This window comes from Rickettsia endosymbiont of Polydrusus tereticollis, assembly GCF_964026385.1.
GTDB lineage: Bacteria > Pseudomonadota > Alphaproteobacteria > Rickettsiales > Rickettsiaceae > Rickettsia.
Genome location: NZ_OZ032142.1, coordinates 275,112 through 289,599, shown reverse-complemented (window position 1 = coordinate 289,599; position 14,488 = coordinate 275,112). Strand labels below are relative to the sequence as shown.

Genomic DNA, 14,488 nt, shown 5'->3' with positions numbered 1-14,488 from the left:
CTAAGCACCGGGAACAGTGCTAATCTAGGTTATTCTAATGCTAATTTCTTCATCACATGATTCCATACCTGTCGGTAAGGATATGATGAAGATAACAAAAACTTAATACGCCTAGTATTACGGATAATTACTACCCCAATTTTTAATAATTTTAAACGTATTGTACCTATTTGTGCTTTTGCTAATGCACTACCTTGTAATAAATTACCTCTGATATATTCTACTAAAGTGTATGCAAGACCCGATAAAATCATTCTGAGCTGATTAGCCCACCATCTATGACAAGAAGTACGATCTGCAAATAATTCTAGTTGTTGCTCTTTTATACGGTTTTCCATATCACCACGACCACAGTAAACTTTGTCGTATAAATCTTCAGGTTTATCTGATAAATTAGTTACTATATACCTTGGATTTTCTCCAAGCATTGTCATTTCTGCCTTACCAATTATTCTACGTTCATGACTCCAACTACCAGCCTTATATGGAAACTCACTAAAAAGACGTTGCTTTTCTTGGGTTATAATAAATGCTGCTTTTGACTTCTCCATTGTAGGTTTCAGTAACTCATTTAGTCTGTTATTTTGGGGCATTCCTACAATATATTTTATATTATGAATATCACACCAATCAAACATCTGATGACGACAAAATCCACTATCACCACGAAAAATAATCTTTACCTCTGGCCAAGCTTGGCGAAAACGTTTTACTAACAATGATAATATTGCCCAAGAATGTTTTGCTTGATCCTGCTTTGACGTCCTAAGATAACTAACTAACAGATGCTTTCCACAAAAAACATACAAAGGTAAAAAGCAATTATGACCGTAATAACCATGATAAAACTTACCTTCCTGTTGCCCATGAATTTCATCATCCGTAGCATCAAAATCAAGTATTAGCTGCTTTGGTACTATTTTATGAGACTTAATAAATTTATCAAGCATTAGTTCATGCACTTTAATTGCAAAGTGTCTATCAGCATTGTTTTCTATACGACATAAGGTAGAACTACTTGCCATATCATCAATTGTTTCCATAGCTGTTTGCATAGCAGGACATTTTCGTAGATAATTGTGGTCATTTAAATCTTCATAACCTAATGCAATACCATAAATTCGTTGCCTCAGCATTGTTGCCATATTATGGGTAATTTTACTACCATCTCGTCTATCAGGAAATATTTTAGCAAGCTCCTCTGTTATACCAAGCCTTTTATCTGCTTCTCTTAATAACAACACACCTCCATCGCTACTAATATCACCTCCAGTGAAATTTATCTCTATTGTCCGATTTTTTACTTTGGAAAACTGGTAACTATATGCTATACAATTTGTCATGACAAAATCCTTTGTATTATTCTAATGAAATACCAGTATTATACAGCTTTACGAGGATTTTGTCTCCTATATCTCATGCAATATCCGGGCTAAAGCTTTTATTTGCTGTTGTTGCAAATTATTTAGTTCGTTATTATCGTTATTTACCATTTTTGACAATAGTAATTCTATAGACTGAAATTGTGATTTGCTATCATCACTTGCTTTTAAGGAGACTGTTTAGTTATTTTACTAGCTACTGTTAATTTTGCTATTTCAGGCTCTATAAGCTTGTTTATAGATTCTGCTCCTTGTGATTTTAACATATCGTTAAAATCGCCTTTTTCTGGTGGTCGTATTATTGATACTACAGCTCCTTTGCTAATTAATTCTTCCTGAGCTTTCATTACAGTGTGAACCGATACTGCTTCTTGACCATCATTATCAGCAGCAATTATTATTCTCTCACCTTTGATAGGCTCATAGTTCCTAATGTTACTTACACCTAAACTACAAAGAATTTTGCCTTTAATACCAGCTTCCCCAATGCTTAAAGCCGTTTCTACCCCTTCTGCTATAATCGTTATATTACTAACTGAATTATTGCCATCTTTACTGCTTTGTACATTCCTGCTTTGTACGTTCTGCTGTTCGTTATTTTTATTAATCTCAACAAAAGAACCTCTGATTCTACCAAATGAACGTTTATTAACCTCAATATCAGCTTTATTATTTGTGTCTTTGTTTAAATAAATTGATTGTCCACCGGTAATATTACCATCTTTATTTCTAGCAAAAGCAATTAATGCAGGATAATATTGTTTGCTATTACTGTCCCACATCATATTGGTTCTAAGATCATTATTGATATCCTGTTAATATTTTTTTAATTCCACGATGTTCTAATAAATATTTTTTTGCTATATTATTTGGCGTCATATAGATTATAGAATCTGATTTTTCATATAATTCTTCAGCTCTCTTTATCTTAGATATTTCAGCATATTTCGCTTGTTGATCTTGATTCTTAACTTTTTGGTCAAATTGCTCTTTTATCTTATCTTCTAATAACTTGCTATTGTTTGATATACCAACCATATCTTGTAAATATTTCTTAGCTTCTACAAAATCACAATTTTTTTCTCTTTGTACTAAGGTAAATAAATCTCCTCCCTCTCCTTTACTAAAATCATACCATCTGCCGGCTTTACTGCCACCTATCCTCATCACTATTTTGCCATCTTTCTCCCAGCGGAGTAACTGGCTATTTGATAAATGCTTATTTGGACTACCTAGCAAATTTCTACCTATTTCTTCCGCTTTAAATGATAATCTTTGCTTCAATTCCAATGCTTCTTGTTTATTAATAGCATTATAATCTATTTTATTCTTTGCCATAATATCCTCTTGTAATTTAACACTTATTGTTGTATCTTGTTTATTACAATTCTTGAGGTTATAAGAAGAGCTTTTTCGCTCTTCTTGGGCTTTATGGCTTGTGGCAAAATTTGTGCTAGTGCTTCTTAGGATTTCTGCTACTTTAGCAGGTGGTCTTGAGCTTATTCTTAAGTGGTAATAGTTATCATTACTATGTAATCTATTCTTAATATCTTCTACTACCCGTTTAAACCAATCACCTACTTTATCTATAATATTAGGACTCTTATTTTCTTGATCTTGAATCGCTACTAATTCTTCTAAAGTTTTAAAATTAATGCTAGATAGCCTATTATCTATTTTGCTAAGTTGCGATATTAAACTGGCCATATTCCTGGTAGCCTTCCTATTATAGTAAAGTTTTACCTCTTCTATATGTCTAGTCATGGCTACATAAGAATTTCTGCTATTTCCTGCTAGATTATGTAATACATAGACATCTTTAATTGATGCTCCTTGTGCTTTATACACTGTAGAAGCATAGCCATGTTTAAAGCTTACATCTTGAGGATTAAATTCTATTTCTTTTCCGCTATCTGTTTTAGCTATCAATCTATCGTTACTTACTGAAGTTATCGTTGCAAATTCACCATTTTCTATTTGTAAATCTTTATTAGTACTTTTAAACAAAATACGATCTCCTGCCATATAATCTTCGTGCTTTTCAGATGATAGATAGTGTCTATATTCTTTACCGGTAAGCAAGCCTTTAGCTTTTAATAACTCCCTGATCCCTTGATTAATACTATCTACTTCAACATTACGCATGGTAATTATTAAACGCTCATTTAGAGCAAATTTGCTGTTACTCCAATCATTAATTAATCTTGCCATTGATTCTTCTAGCGTATGATCAATCTTTAAACATTTATGCTGTTCTAGTAACCGCAGACCACCGGCAATATCTGATTTTGCAAAGCATGAAGCCATTTCTCTTGCCCATACTTTATTTTGTCTTCTAATGCTACTTAACTCATATGAGCCAAATTTACTAGCCAATACTGCAAACATTCCTCCTCGCTCAACGGAAGTGAGTTGTCTCTCATCTCCAGCCAGTATCAAATTACAATTATTACTCCTTGCTACTTTTAATAATTCTAAATAATCACTATTACCTACCATTCCTGCTTCATCTACTACTAGCGTAGTATTTCTTGGTAGATTAGCTTTACATTTTCCAGCACGAAATTGGATTAAAGCATGGCTTAAATCTGGCGTGATGGAAGAATATCAATTCACCAAAACAACAGTTGGAACTCCTCAAGGGGGAGTAATAAGTCCCTTACTTTTAAATACAGCTCTTCATGGAATGGAAGACATACTTAACATAACTTATGATAAATATGATCATCTCCATCCAAAATCTGAATATGCTTTAGTAAAATATGCTGATGATTTTATAGTTTGTGCAAAATCTGAAAGCTCTTGTATTAAAGCAAAGAAGATAATTAACGATTGGTTAAATATTAGAGGATTAGCATTATCAGAAGAAAAGACTAAGATACTTCATATTAAAGAAGGGTTTGATTTTCTGGGATTTAATATCCGGCAATATAATACCAAGAGTAGAAGAAGAGGTATAACACTACTAGTTAAACCATCCAAAGATACTATAAAATCATTCAAAAAGCGAATGATGATAGAATGGAAAAGAAGCTTCTCATGGGAAATTGATAGGATAATTGAAAACCTTAATCCTAGAATAATGGGATGGTGCAGTTATTTTAACAAAGTTATAGCCAAAAGAACTTTTATCCAACTAGATCGTTGGATGTGGATGCGACAAGCAAGATTTGCTTGTAGAAGACATCCTAATAAATACTGGTGGTGGCTTAAAGAGAAGTATTGGTATGCAACGACAAAATTTATTGCCTGGGGATGACAGCTAACTTTGCCGGTAAGAGGGTGGATAAGTTTGCATAAATAAGCCTCCTTTTTGTTAATGCTTTATAATATTGGAATATTTACTTAAGTTTAAATTCTAGATATAACAACGTTAAATTTGTGTCATACTTGATTTTATAATTGTTTTTCTGTAAGTATTAAGTTTGTTTAAGAGCATGTTTTTTCCTATAACTTTCAGAATTAATTTCTAGAATCGTAGAATGATGAATTAGCCTATCGATAGCTGCTACAGTCATAGAGTTTGTAGCAAAAATACTATCCCATTCACTAAAAGGCTGATTAGATGTAACAATAAGACTCCCTGATTCATATCGCTGAGCAATCAGTTCGAACAAAACATGCGTTTCAGCTTCATCCTTACGTACATATCCTATATCATCAAGGATAATAACATCATATTTATCAAGTTTAGCAAGTTCTGCCGGAAGGCGACAATCTCGACGAGAGGCTTGCAGATTTTGAACAAGCTTAGTGGGGGAAGTAAAGAGTACTCTGATATTTTTTTCTACCAATGCATACCCTAGTGCAGCAACTAAATGACTTTTTCCTACCCCGGATGGACCAAAAACTAATAAATTTTCGGCTCGCTTAACCCAACTAATATTACAAGCTAGGTCATCTACTTTTGCTTTATTTAAAGTTTGAACCTGACTAAAATCAAAAGTAGCTAAAGATTTACCTACCGGTAGATGAGCTTTTCTTAAATAAGTTTGAATCTTTTTCCTCTGACGAGCTTCTACTTCGTATTCAAAAAGGATAGATAAAAACTTAGTATAATCCCATCCCTCATGCTCTGCTTTTTGTAAAATCGATTGCCATAATTCAAGTATAGTAGGTAGACGTAACTCTTTTAAAAGTATAGGTAGTGCTGTAGCATTATGCATGGCTAACCTCTCTTACTAAAAATGAAGGCAAAAGATGATTATATGTTTGTAGTGAATGTTGCTTAATTTCTACAGGAGGAGGTACTAACTTCATACAAGGTTGATATCGGTTTTGTAACGTTCCTAAACAAGGAACCTTACCTTTAATTAGGGATGACACAACAAATTCTCCTAATTGTTGCTCACAGTTATAATCTGCTGCAAGCTTTAAAATACCTACCATCAATTTATTAGCCTGACGTGGTGTACAATGTTGATCAATTAGCAACCAAATTTTTTTATATATAGGAGTTGGTAGTATGTCATCCCGCAGAATAGAATAGCGAAAAGCTCCGGGTTTACGTACCAAGCTATTAATTAAATGACGATAATTAATGCATCTAGCTGCTTTTTGCTTGTCATCCCCTCTTACTCTAGGTAAATCCAAAACATGATCACTTCCCAAGTAACATGACAAACGATCATCATAAATATGTATTCCTAATTGATACCCTATTAATCTGGAAGGTACACTATACATAACTTTTTTTACTGTAATAGTGCTAGAAGTTGTCACCCTAGCTGTTGTTTGGCTAAAATCTATAGTTCTGTGGGCCGGCAATCCTTTTAAATAAGATCGTTCAATATAAAGTTGTGGTTGATGACGATTATTGTGTCGTTGAACAACAGAGTCTATAAAATTTTGATAGTCATCTATAGATTCAAAATTATAAGAACCACGCAATAAAAGAGCTTGCTCTAAACGTCTCTTAAGATGACCATGTGCAGCCTCAACGCTACCATTCTCATGTCCTTTCCCACGATTGTTTCTTGTAGCATGCATGCCATAATGAGCACATACTTCTTTATAAGAACATGTTATATCATCTGACTCCTCTTGCGATAAATTCTTGAAAGCAGCTGACAAACTGTCAGTCCTATGTTCTTCAGGACATCCTCCTAAACTCCATAATGCATCCTGAAGCGATTGAGAAAGAGCGGTAAAACTTTCTCCGCCCTGAATCACTTTCATAAAAGACCAATTACTATAAGCTAACCGAAAATGATACAATAGATGCTTAAACGGTTTACCACAAATAGTAATCTCTATGCCTTTTAAAGCAGTAAAATCCGATAAACCTTGACGACCGGGTACATGAAGCTGGCGAAAGATAACTTCCTTTTCCGGACCATATAATGCTCTCCACTTGCTAGTGCGTCGCTGAACAGTTCTTAAAATGCTGTCCGGATATTTTCCTGGGTATTCGTCTTGAAGATATTCTAATAATGTCCAAGATGTTAAATATGGTAGTTGTTCTAATAAAGGAACTAATACACCTTCCCATACTCCTTCTAATGGATCGTTACGGTACTTACGTACTTTCTTCCCTTTCGATAAAGATAACACTTCCCTACGTTCTAAATTCCTACCACTACGTTGTGAAAAACCTGCTTTAGCTGAACAAATTGTTTGATTCAAACCTGATTTTCTTAACCCGGATATTGCATGAGATATAGGAGACAAAATCCTCGTAAAGCTGTATAATACTGGTATTTCATTAGAATAATACAAAGGATTTTGTCATGACAAATTGTATAGCATATAGTTACCAGTTTTCCAAAGTAAAAAATCGGACAATAGAGATAAATTTCACTGGAGGTGATATTAGTAGCGATGGAGGTGTGTTGTTATTAAGAGAAGCAGATAAAAGGCTTGGTATAACAGAGGAGCTTGCTAAAATATTTCCTGATAGACGAGATGGTAGTAAAATTACCCATAATATGGCAACAATGCTGAGGCAACGAATTTATGGTATTGCATTAGGTTATGAAGATTTAAATGACCACAATTATCTACGAAAATGTCCTGCTATGCAAACAGCTATGGAAACAATTGATGATATGGCAAGTAGTTCTACCTTATGTCGTATAGAAAACAATGCTGATAGACACTTTGCAATTAAAGTGCATGAACTAATGCTTGATAAATTTATTAAGTCTCATAAAATAGTACCAAAGCAGCTAATACTTGATTTTGATGCTACGGATGATGAAATTCATGGGCAACAGGAAGGTAAGTTTTATCATGGTTATTACGGTCATAATTGCTTTTTACCTTTGTATGTTTTTTGTGGAAAGCATCTGTTAGTTAGTTATCTTAGGACGTCAAAGCAGGATCAAGCAAAACATTCTTGGGCAATATTATCATTGTTAGTAAAACGTTTTCGCCAAGCTTGGCCAGAGGTAAAGATTATTTTTCGTGGTGATAGTGGATTTTGTCGTCATCAGATGTTTGATTGGTGTGATATTCATAATATAAAATATATTGTAGGAATGCCCCAAAATAACAGACTAAATGAGTTACTGAAACCTACAATGGAGAAGTCAAAAGCAGCATTTATTATAACCCAAGAAAAGCAACGTCTTTTTAGTGAGTTTCCATATAAGGCTGGTAGTTGGAGTCATGAACGTAGAATAATTGGTAAGGCAGAAATGACAATGCTTGGAGAAAATCCAAGGTATATAGTAACTAATTTATCAGATAAACCTGAAGATTTATACGACAAAGTTTACTGTGGTCGTGGTGATATGGAAAACCGTATAAAAGAGCAACAACTAGAATTATTTGCAGATCGTACTTCTTGTCATAGATGGTGGGCTAATCAGCTCAGAATGATTTTATCGGGTCTTGCATACACTTTAGTAGAATATATCAGAGGTAATTTATTACAAGGTAGTGCATTAGCAAAAGCACAAATAGGTACAATACGTTTAAAATTATTAAAAATTGGGGTAGTAATTATCCGTAATACTAGGCGTATTAAGTTTTTGTTATCTTCATCATATCCTTACCGACAGGTATGGAATCATGTGATGAAGAAATTAGCATTAGAATAACCTAGATTAGCACTGTTCCCGGTGCTTAGAAAAAATGGGGTAAGGGGCATTACATCTAAAATTTGAAAATAACGGCTTCAAAGCACTTTTTGGCAAAATTTTTACAAAAGTATCATTGCTAATATTATAAATTACTCAATTTCTTACTTTAAATCTCACTTCATGCAATATCCGGGTTAATTTCATATATACCTCGTATTGCTGATATGAAGAATCATAGTTCTTGTTTTTGTGTAGATCAGATGGCTAAGATTTTAGGGGTTAGTAGAAGTGGTTATTATGATTTTATTAATCACATGCCAAGTAAAAGAGCTGAATATAATGAGGAATTGATAAGTAAGATTAAAACTATTTTTACAGAAAGTTATAAAACTTATGGAAGTCCAAGGATTCATACAGAGTTAAAAGAACAAGGCTTTGTTTGCTCACGCCCTCGAGTAGCAAGGCTAATGCAAGTAAATAGCATTCAAGCAAAAATGTACAGAAAGTTTAAAAAGACTACAAGGCAGTCTGATAAACCTTATCATAGGGGAGAAGATTTGGTTAAACAAAATTTTTCTGCCTCAAGCCCAAATAGCATTTGGGTAGCTGATATAAGTTATATTTCTGTAAATAATAAATGGGCTTATCTTGCTATAGTACTTGACCTGTTCTCACGGAAAGTAGTAGGTATGGCGTTAGAAGAAACTATGAGAACTGATTTGATAATTAAAGCTCTTAACTCTGCTGCATTACAACGTAAACCCTTAAAAGGGCTTATTCATCATTCTGATCTTGGAAGCCAATTTACTAGTTTTGACTTTTATAATGCAACCAAAAAACACGGAATTGTTTTAAGTCATGGAAAGACTGGTGTGTCCTATGATAATGCTGCTATGGAAAGCTTTTTCCACACTCTGAAAACTGAGCTTGTTTATTTTAAAAAATACCAAAGCTTAGAAGAAGCAAAGCTTGATATATTTACTTATATTTTTACTTTTTATAACCAAAAACGGAGGCACTCTACATTAAATTATCAAACTCCAAATGAGTACGAGTTACATTATAAAAAAATTAAAAATGTCTCTCTTTAATTTGTCCGTTTTTTTGTTGCAAGATCATTGTTCTAATTTTTTAGCCATATTTTCCTTTATTTAAGTTGTTATTTTTTACAGTAATTCTTTATCTGTTTTTTTTTAACTTACACAAATTATATGACTGACTCACTGGTCCTTATTAGAAAATAATTTATAAAGTGGTTTTGCTGAATGGTGCTTATTAAAAGACAATGAATAATAAATTGATTCTGCTGACAACATAAAGTATATCCTTTTAAAATTGTTTTAGTTTTTCAATCTCTTCTTTTTTTAAGCCAGTTGAGGTAATTATTAAATCAGTTTTTAAACCAGCTTTGATTAAATTTTTGGCTATAATAATTTTTTCTTTTTTTCTACCTTTTTCTTCGCCTTGTTGTTCCCAACGGTGTGCTAAGCTAGTCATAAGTTTTTCTCCTAATTCAGGGTTTAGATGTGATTTTAACATTTCTTCTAGTTCTATTTTATCATTTTCCCCTATCTTATTCAAGGTGTAGGAAAAAATTAGTTCCATATAACCAATACCAATATTAACTTTGATAAATTCAGGTAAAAGGTCAGCTATTTCTTGCCATCTCTTTAACAAATTTCGTTCGTGTATATGCTTCATAAAAAATTGCAATATCCCAGACCAAGCTTTTTCTTTTAATTTTTCATCAGGGATATCGTGAACATTGATTAATTGATAATCATTAATCCAAGTATTTTTTACAAGTTCACTACTATTAAATAATTCCCATAAATTAAGAGGAGCATTATATTTTTCTTGACCATTATAGAAGACGACGGGGTAAATAAAAGGAAATTGCTTACTTTTAGTTACTTTCATATGATATTCAGCAATGTTTAACATATACTTAAATAAGCGAAAAGCCATATAATGGTCGGGGGTACTTTGGTGTTCCAGCAATAAAAATAAGTAACCATCCTCACCATCAAATTTAGCAGAAAATAAAATATCTAATATGGATTTCCTAAGGTTACGCTCTACAAAACTATCTTTTTCCATTTTAAGAGTTTCAAAAGAAAATAAAGTTTTGATATGAGGAGGCAAGTAAGTTTCAAAAAATTCTTTGGCTACTATAGGATTTTCAAAAGCACTTCGTATAATTTCGTCATGTTTAGGCTTGTTCTTTTTAGACATAATGTTATTTCCCATTATAAAATAAACATTATACAAGCTTCTTTATCAGGAGTATATAAAGAATAAATGATTTAACTAATTAGTTTCAAATGTAAATTGAAAACCTTGACTAATTAATAATTTTCTTTATGGTTTAATTTCTCTAATGGTATTTAAGCTTACCATTAATATAAACAAATCCAAGTGTAAATTCTTATTTTATGCTGGGAATCTGCTATTATAATTATTTTTTAAAATAAGAAGTATTAGTGGAAAGTCGTTATATTAATGGCGGAGCTTAATTCCCAGCACCTTACTTTCGTAGCATACTTTAATTAAAAGTAGAAGAGACGTTATAACCTCTATATTGTCTAATTCTGATAATACGTTTTAAGGCAGCGTCTACCTCTTGCGAGAAAAATTGTCCTTTCCTGTGGAAAACCCCAAATAATAATTTTACAATTACCAAGATTATTACAAACAGAACCCCAAGAGCAGATTATGCTAGTTGAGCCGAAGAAGTTTGATTGTAGATGCACTTTATAATATCTATGACCCTTACGCCAAGTACAAGGTAATTTAATCATAGAATTATACAAAACTAATTAGTAATCTTATCTTTTTCTAAGGTTTGTGGTTCTTGGTTTGAAGGTGGAATTCTGCCTATCATTTCGTCAATCGAAACTTTGAAATAATTGGCAAGTGCAAGTATAACTTCAGTGCTTAAGCTTTTAGTAGTATTATTAATAAATTCAACAATAGGGCTTTCACTAAATCCTATTTTTCTGCTTAATTCTTTAGGTTTAAGGTTTTCCTCTTTTAATTTTTTATTAATAAAATTTTTTAAATTTAATAATGCTTCTTCTAAAGATATATCATTAAATTTATATTTTTCTGATTCTGCGGGGGCATTGTTTCTAACTTTATTAGAATCTTTTTTAATTTTTCTTCCTATAACTTTATCAATGGTACAATTACAGCATTTAGCAATCTTTAATATTGTTGCGATGTCAGGATTTAGTCTTTGTGCATTAATAAGCTGATTAACAGCAGTATAAGAAATACCGATTTTTTTAGCAAAATCTTTTCTTTTTAAATTATATTCTTTTAATTTTCCTATTAAAAAGATTTGTATATTATTAACAAGTGTCATGAAACCACACAAATAAAATAAAAACGCAGGAGCTGCGTTTTTCCTTGACATGATTAAATAATTACAATAAAGTGAATATTGTAATTGATATTAAGCTCGTTGATTACTAGGCTTGAAGCTTTACTTTTAAGTTCTGAAAAAATAAAAGAGTAAAGTTTTAGGCTGAGCAGCAAACAAAGAGCTTAATATGTTTTATTTTTTAAATTTAGTTGAATCGGTAAATATAGCATCTTGCAAATTCAGTATTTACCGACTCAAAAACCAATAACCCTTAATCAAAGGCTATCCTATGACAATATATAATTACCCTACTAAAATCAACTCTATTTTCTTTATTACCTTACATTATTATTGGACACAATAACTAATAACAACTGCTTTTTCTACACGCTTTTAGTTATTAGCCTTTTAGGTACGAGGGAAAATTATGTCTGATGATAACAAAAATAATTCATCATCTGAAGAACAACAGCTGCAAGGTATAAAAGATATAAAAAGTAAATTAGGTCATGTATCAGGTTTTAATATAGCTATGCGAAGTGAAATTGCGGATAGCTTTCAAAAACTTCATATACAAAATCAACGACATTTAAATATGATCCAAAATAAAGCAGAGCTTCATTTTTCTATTAATTTATTTTTTACATTATTGTTATTTCTTAAACAATTATCTTTTTTTATTACGTTTGTTTCTGATCAAAGTATTGTGAAATTTATAAAATTATTATGAGGTTAAATATATATATGACATATTATACTATAATATTACTGTTAGTTTTTGTTCAATTTGCCTTAATATTGAAATCTTTACAGTACTCAAAGAAAACTTATTTAATAGTCGATGAAATAAATAATAATTTACAATTCAAAACCCTAACTAACCCGGATATTGCATGAAGTGAGATTTAAAGTAAGAAATTGAGTAATTTATAATATTAGCAATGATACTTTTGTAAAAATTTTGCCAAAAAGTGCTTTGAAGCCGTTATTTTCAAATTTTAGATGTAATGCCCCTTACCCCATTTTTTCTAAGCACCGGGAACAGTGCTAATCTAGGTTATTCTAATGCTAATTTCTTCATCACATGATTCCATACCTGTCGGTAAGGATATGATGAAGATAACAAAAACTTAATACGCCTAGTATTACGGATAATTACTACCCCAATTTTTAATAATTTTAAACGTATTGTACCTATTTGTGCTTTTGCTAATGCACTACCTTGTAATAAATTACCTCTGATATATTCTACTAAAGTGTATGCAAGACCCGATAAAATCATTCTGAGCTGATTAGCCCACCATCTATGACAAGAAGTACGATCTGCAAATAATTCTAGTTGTTGCTCTTTTATACGGTTTTCCATATCACCACGACCACAGTAAACTTTGTCGTATAAATCTTCAGGTTTATCTGATAAATTAGTTACTATATACCTTGGATTTTCTCCAAGCATTGTCATTTCTGCCTTACCAATTATTCTACGTTCATGACTCCAACTACCAGCCTTATATGGAAACTCACTAAAAAGACGTTGCTTTTCTTGGGTTATAATAAATGCTGCTTTTGACTTCTCCATTGTAGGTTTCAGTAACTCATTTAGTCTGTTATTTTGGGGCATTCCTACAATATATTTTATATTATGAATATCACACCAATCAAACATCTGATGACGACAAAATCCACTATCACCACGAAAAATAATCTTTACCTCTGGCCAAGCTTGGCGAAAACGTTTTACTAACAATGATAATATTGCCCAAGAATGTGAGGTGGTACCCTTTGTCTAGACAAATTTTTTAAATTTTAGAGGTGTAATTCTCCTGTATTAATGTATTGGTTTTTCAAAGTAAAGTTTGCATTTTCTATGTCATATAGCCTCTTGATAATTTTCTAGTTTTTCTGCAAAATGTATCATTTCAGGTGTCTTATATTCAAGCGATTGATGAGGTCTTTGCTGATTATAAAATTCTATATAATCTCTGATAGCTATCTTTGCTTCACGTACTGTTTCAAGATCAAAACGATAAATCTTCTCTTGTTTCAAAGATCGCCAAAAACGTTCAATAAATACATTATCTAAGGCTCTGCCTTTGCCGTCCATACTAATAGCTATGCCTTGTTGCTCAAGTATTTGAGTAAAATCTTTTGATGTAAATTGTACTCCTTGATCCGTATTAAAAATGTCAGGCTTGCCATGTATAGATATTGCTTCATTTAGAGCTTCAATACAAAAATCATTTTCTAAACTAATCGACACCCGCCAACTCAAAATATAACGACTATACCAATCCATTATAGCAACCAAATATACAAAACCTTGCTTTAATCTTATGTAAGTAATATCTGCACAGTAAACTTGATTGGAGCAAACCACCTCTATATTATTTAATAGATATGGGTATACTTTATGAGCCTGATTCCTACGGCTTAAATTAATCTTTGGGTATACTGCTTCAATACCAAGTATTTTATAATATTTTCTTATCATCTTACGACTAACATTTAACCCTTCGGATTTTAGGACATGAGACATTCTTCTAGTACCATAATAGGGATGCTCTGTAAAAATCTCATCAATTCTGTTCAGTACTCTATACTCCTTATCATCTAAGGTATTCCTAGCTCGGTAGTAGTAACTTGAGCGGTTTAAATCTAAAAGTTTGCATTGTCTTGCTATGGTTAAATTTGAAGCATAACTTATCATTTTTTTC

11 protein-coding genes and 2 pseudogenes are annotated in these 14,488 nt (G+C 32.0%); 5 read left to right on the top strand and 8 right to left on the bottom strand.

Annotated features, from left to right (window positions below):
* Positions 1-29: 29 nt before the first annotated feature.
* A complete protein-coding gene (locus AAGD48_RS01370) occupies positions 30-1,343 on the bottom strand; it encodes an IS1380 family transposase (RefSeq protein WP_341789277.1) in 1,314 nt (437 codons plus the stop codon).
* A gap of 84 nt (positions 1,344-1,427) precedes the next feature.
* A pseudogene (locus tag AAGD48_RS01365) lies at positions 1,428-3,929 on the bottom strand (AAA family ATPase); the annotation flags it as partial.
* Between the two features lie 49 nt (positions 3,930-3,978).
* Here AAGD48_RS01365 and AAGD48_RS01360 point away from each other — a divergent pair.
* Complete coding sequence (locus AAGD48_RS01360; RefSeq protein ID WP_341790156.1) at positions 3,979-4,641, top strand: reverse transcriptase domain-containing protein; 663 nt, start codon at positions 3,979-3,981, stop codon at positions 4,639-4,641.
* 160 nt (positions 4,642-4,801) lie between these two features.
* Here the strand turns inward: AAGD48_RS01360 and istB are convergent, their stop codons facing one another.
* Complete coding sequence (gene istB, locus AAGD48_RS01355) at positions 4,802-5,548, bottom strand: IS21-like element helper ATPase IstB (protein ID WP_341789733.1); 747 nt, start codon at positions 5,546-5,548, stop codon at positions 4,802-4,804.
* Entirely contained in the window at positions 5,541-7,052 is a 1,512-nt protein-coding gene (gene istA / locus AAGD48_RS01350) for an IS21 family transposase (protein WP_341790155.1), read from the bottom strand. The genes istB and istA overlap by 8 nt, the downstream gene beginning before the upstream one ends.
* A gap of 59 nt (positions 7,053-7,111) precedes the next feature.
* Between istA and AAGD48_RS01345 the strand changes: the two genes are divergently transcribed.
* Both AAGD48_RS01345 and AAGD48_RS01340 read left to right on the top strand, forming a co-directional pair.
* Positions 7,112-8,425 carry an IS1380 family transposase gene (locus AAGD48_RS01345; RefSeq protein ID WP_341789277.1) on the top strand — a complete coding sequence of 438 codons (1,314 nt, stop codon included), beginning with the start codon at positions 7,112-7,114 and terminating at the stop codon, positions 8,423-8,425.
* A 206-nt stretch (positions 8,426-8,631) separates the two neighbouring features.
* Positions 8,632-9,498, top strand: coding sequence for an IS3 family transposase (locus AAGD48_RS01340; RefSeq protein WP_341790154.1), 867 nt, complete (start codon positions 8,632-8,634; stop codon positions 9,496-9,498).
* A 238-nt stretch (positions 9,499-9,736) separates the two neighbouring features.
* Here the strand turns inward: AAGD48_RS01340 and AAGD48_RS01335 are convergent, their stop codons facing one another.
* Together AAGD48_RS01335 and AAGD48_RS01330 are read right to left on the bottom strand one after the other, a co-directional pair.
* Complete coding sequence (locus AAGD48_RS01335; protein WP_341790153.1) at positions 9,737-10,642, bottom strand: Rpn family recombination-promoting nuclease/putative transposase; 906 nt, start codon at positions 10,640-10,642, stop codon at positions 9,737-9,739.
* 580 nt (positions 10,643-11,222) lie between these two features.
* Positions 11,223-11,774, bottom strand: coding sequence for a helix-turn-helix domain-containing protein (locus AAGD48_RS01330; protein WP_341790152.1), 552 nt, complete (start codon positions 11,772-11,774; stop codon positions 11,223-11,225).
* Between the two features lie 427 nt (positions 11,775-12,201).
* Here AAGD48_RS01330 and AAGD48_RS01325 point away from each other — a divergent pair, with 427 nt between their 5' ends.
* Entirely contained in the window at positions 12,202-12,504 is a 303-nt protein-coding gene (locus AAGD48_RS01325; RefSeq protein ID WP_341790151.1) for a hypothetical protein, read from the top strand.
* Positions 12,505-12,518: 14 nt separating this feature from the next.
* Positions 12,519-12,671, top strand: coding sequence for a hypothetical protein (locus tag AAGD48_RS01320; protein WP_341790150.1), 153 nt, complete (start codon positions 12,519-12,521; stop codon positions 12,669-12,671).
* Positions 12,672-12,831: 160 nt separating this feature from the next.
* On the opposite strand, the pseudogene AAGD48_RS01315 reads toward AAGD48_RS01320, so the two are convergent.
* Positions 12,832-13,542 (bottom strand): annotated as a pseudogene (locus AAGD48_RS01315) (IS1380 family transposase); the annotation flags it as partial.
* Between the two features lie 102 nt (positions 13,543-13,644).
* Entirely contained in the window at positions 13,645-14,481 is an 837-nt protein-coding gene (locus tag AAGD48_RS01310) for an IS3 family transposase (protein ID WP_341789327.1), read from the bottom strand.
* Positions 14,482-14,488: the final 7 nt, after the last annotated feature.

Excerpts from the sequence above, each read along its gene's own strand:
- AAGD48_RS01310 (WP_341789327.1), bottom strand. The coding sequence starts at position 14,481 with ATGATAAGTTATGCTTCAAATTTAACCATAGCAAGACAATGCAAACTT.
- AAGD48_RS01335 (WP_341790153.1), bottom strand. The coding sequence starts at position 10,642 with ATGTCTAAAAAGAACAAGCCTAAACATGACGAAATTATACGAAGTGCT.
- AAGD48_RS01330 (WP_341790152.1), bottom strand. The coding sequence starts at position 11,774 with ATGACACTTGTTAATAATATACAAATCTTTTTAATAGGAAAATTAAAA.
- AAGD48_RS01370 (WP_341789277.1), bottom strand. The coding sequence starts at position 1,343 with ATGACAAATTGTATAGCATATAGTTACCAGTTTTCCAAAGTAAAAAAT.
- AAGD48_RS01340 (WP_341790154.1), top strand. The coding sequence starts at position 8,632 with ATGAAGAATCATAGTTCTTGTTTTTGTGTAGATCAGATGGCTAAGATT.
- AAGD48_RS01360 (WP_341790156.1), top strand. The coding sequence starts at position 3,979 with ATGGAAGAATATCAATTCACCAAAACAACAGTTGGAACTCCTCAAGGG.
- istB (WP_341789733.1), bottom strand. The coding sequence starts at position 5,548 with ATGCATAATGCTACAGCACTACCTATACTTTTAAAAGAGTTACGTCTA.
- AAGD48_RS01325 (WP_341790151.1), top strand. The coding sequence starts at position 12,202 with ATGTCTGATGATAACAAAAATAATTCATCATCTGAAGAACAACAGCTG.
- AAGD48_RS01345 (WP_341789277.1), top strand. The coding sequence starts at position 7,112 with ATGACAAATTGTATAGCATATAGTTACCAGTTTTCCAAAGTAAAAAAT.
- AAGD48_RS01320 (WP_341790150.1), top strand. The coding sequence starts at position 12,519 with ATGACATATTATACTATAATATTACTGTTAGTTTTTGTTCAATTTGCC.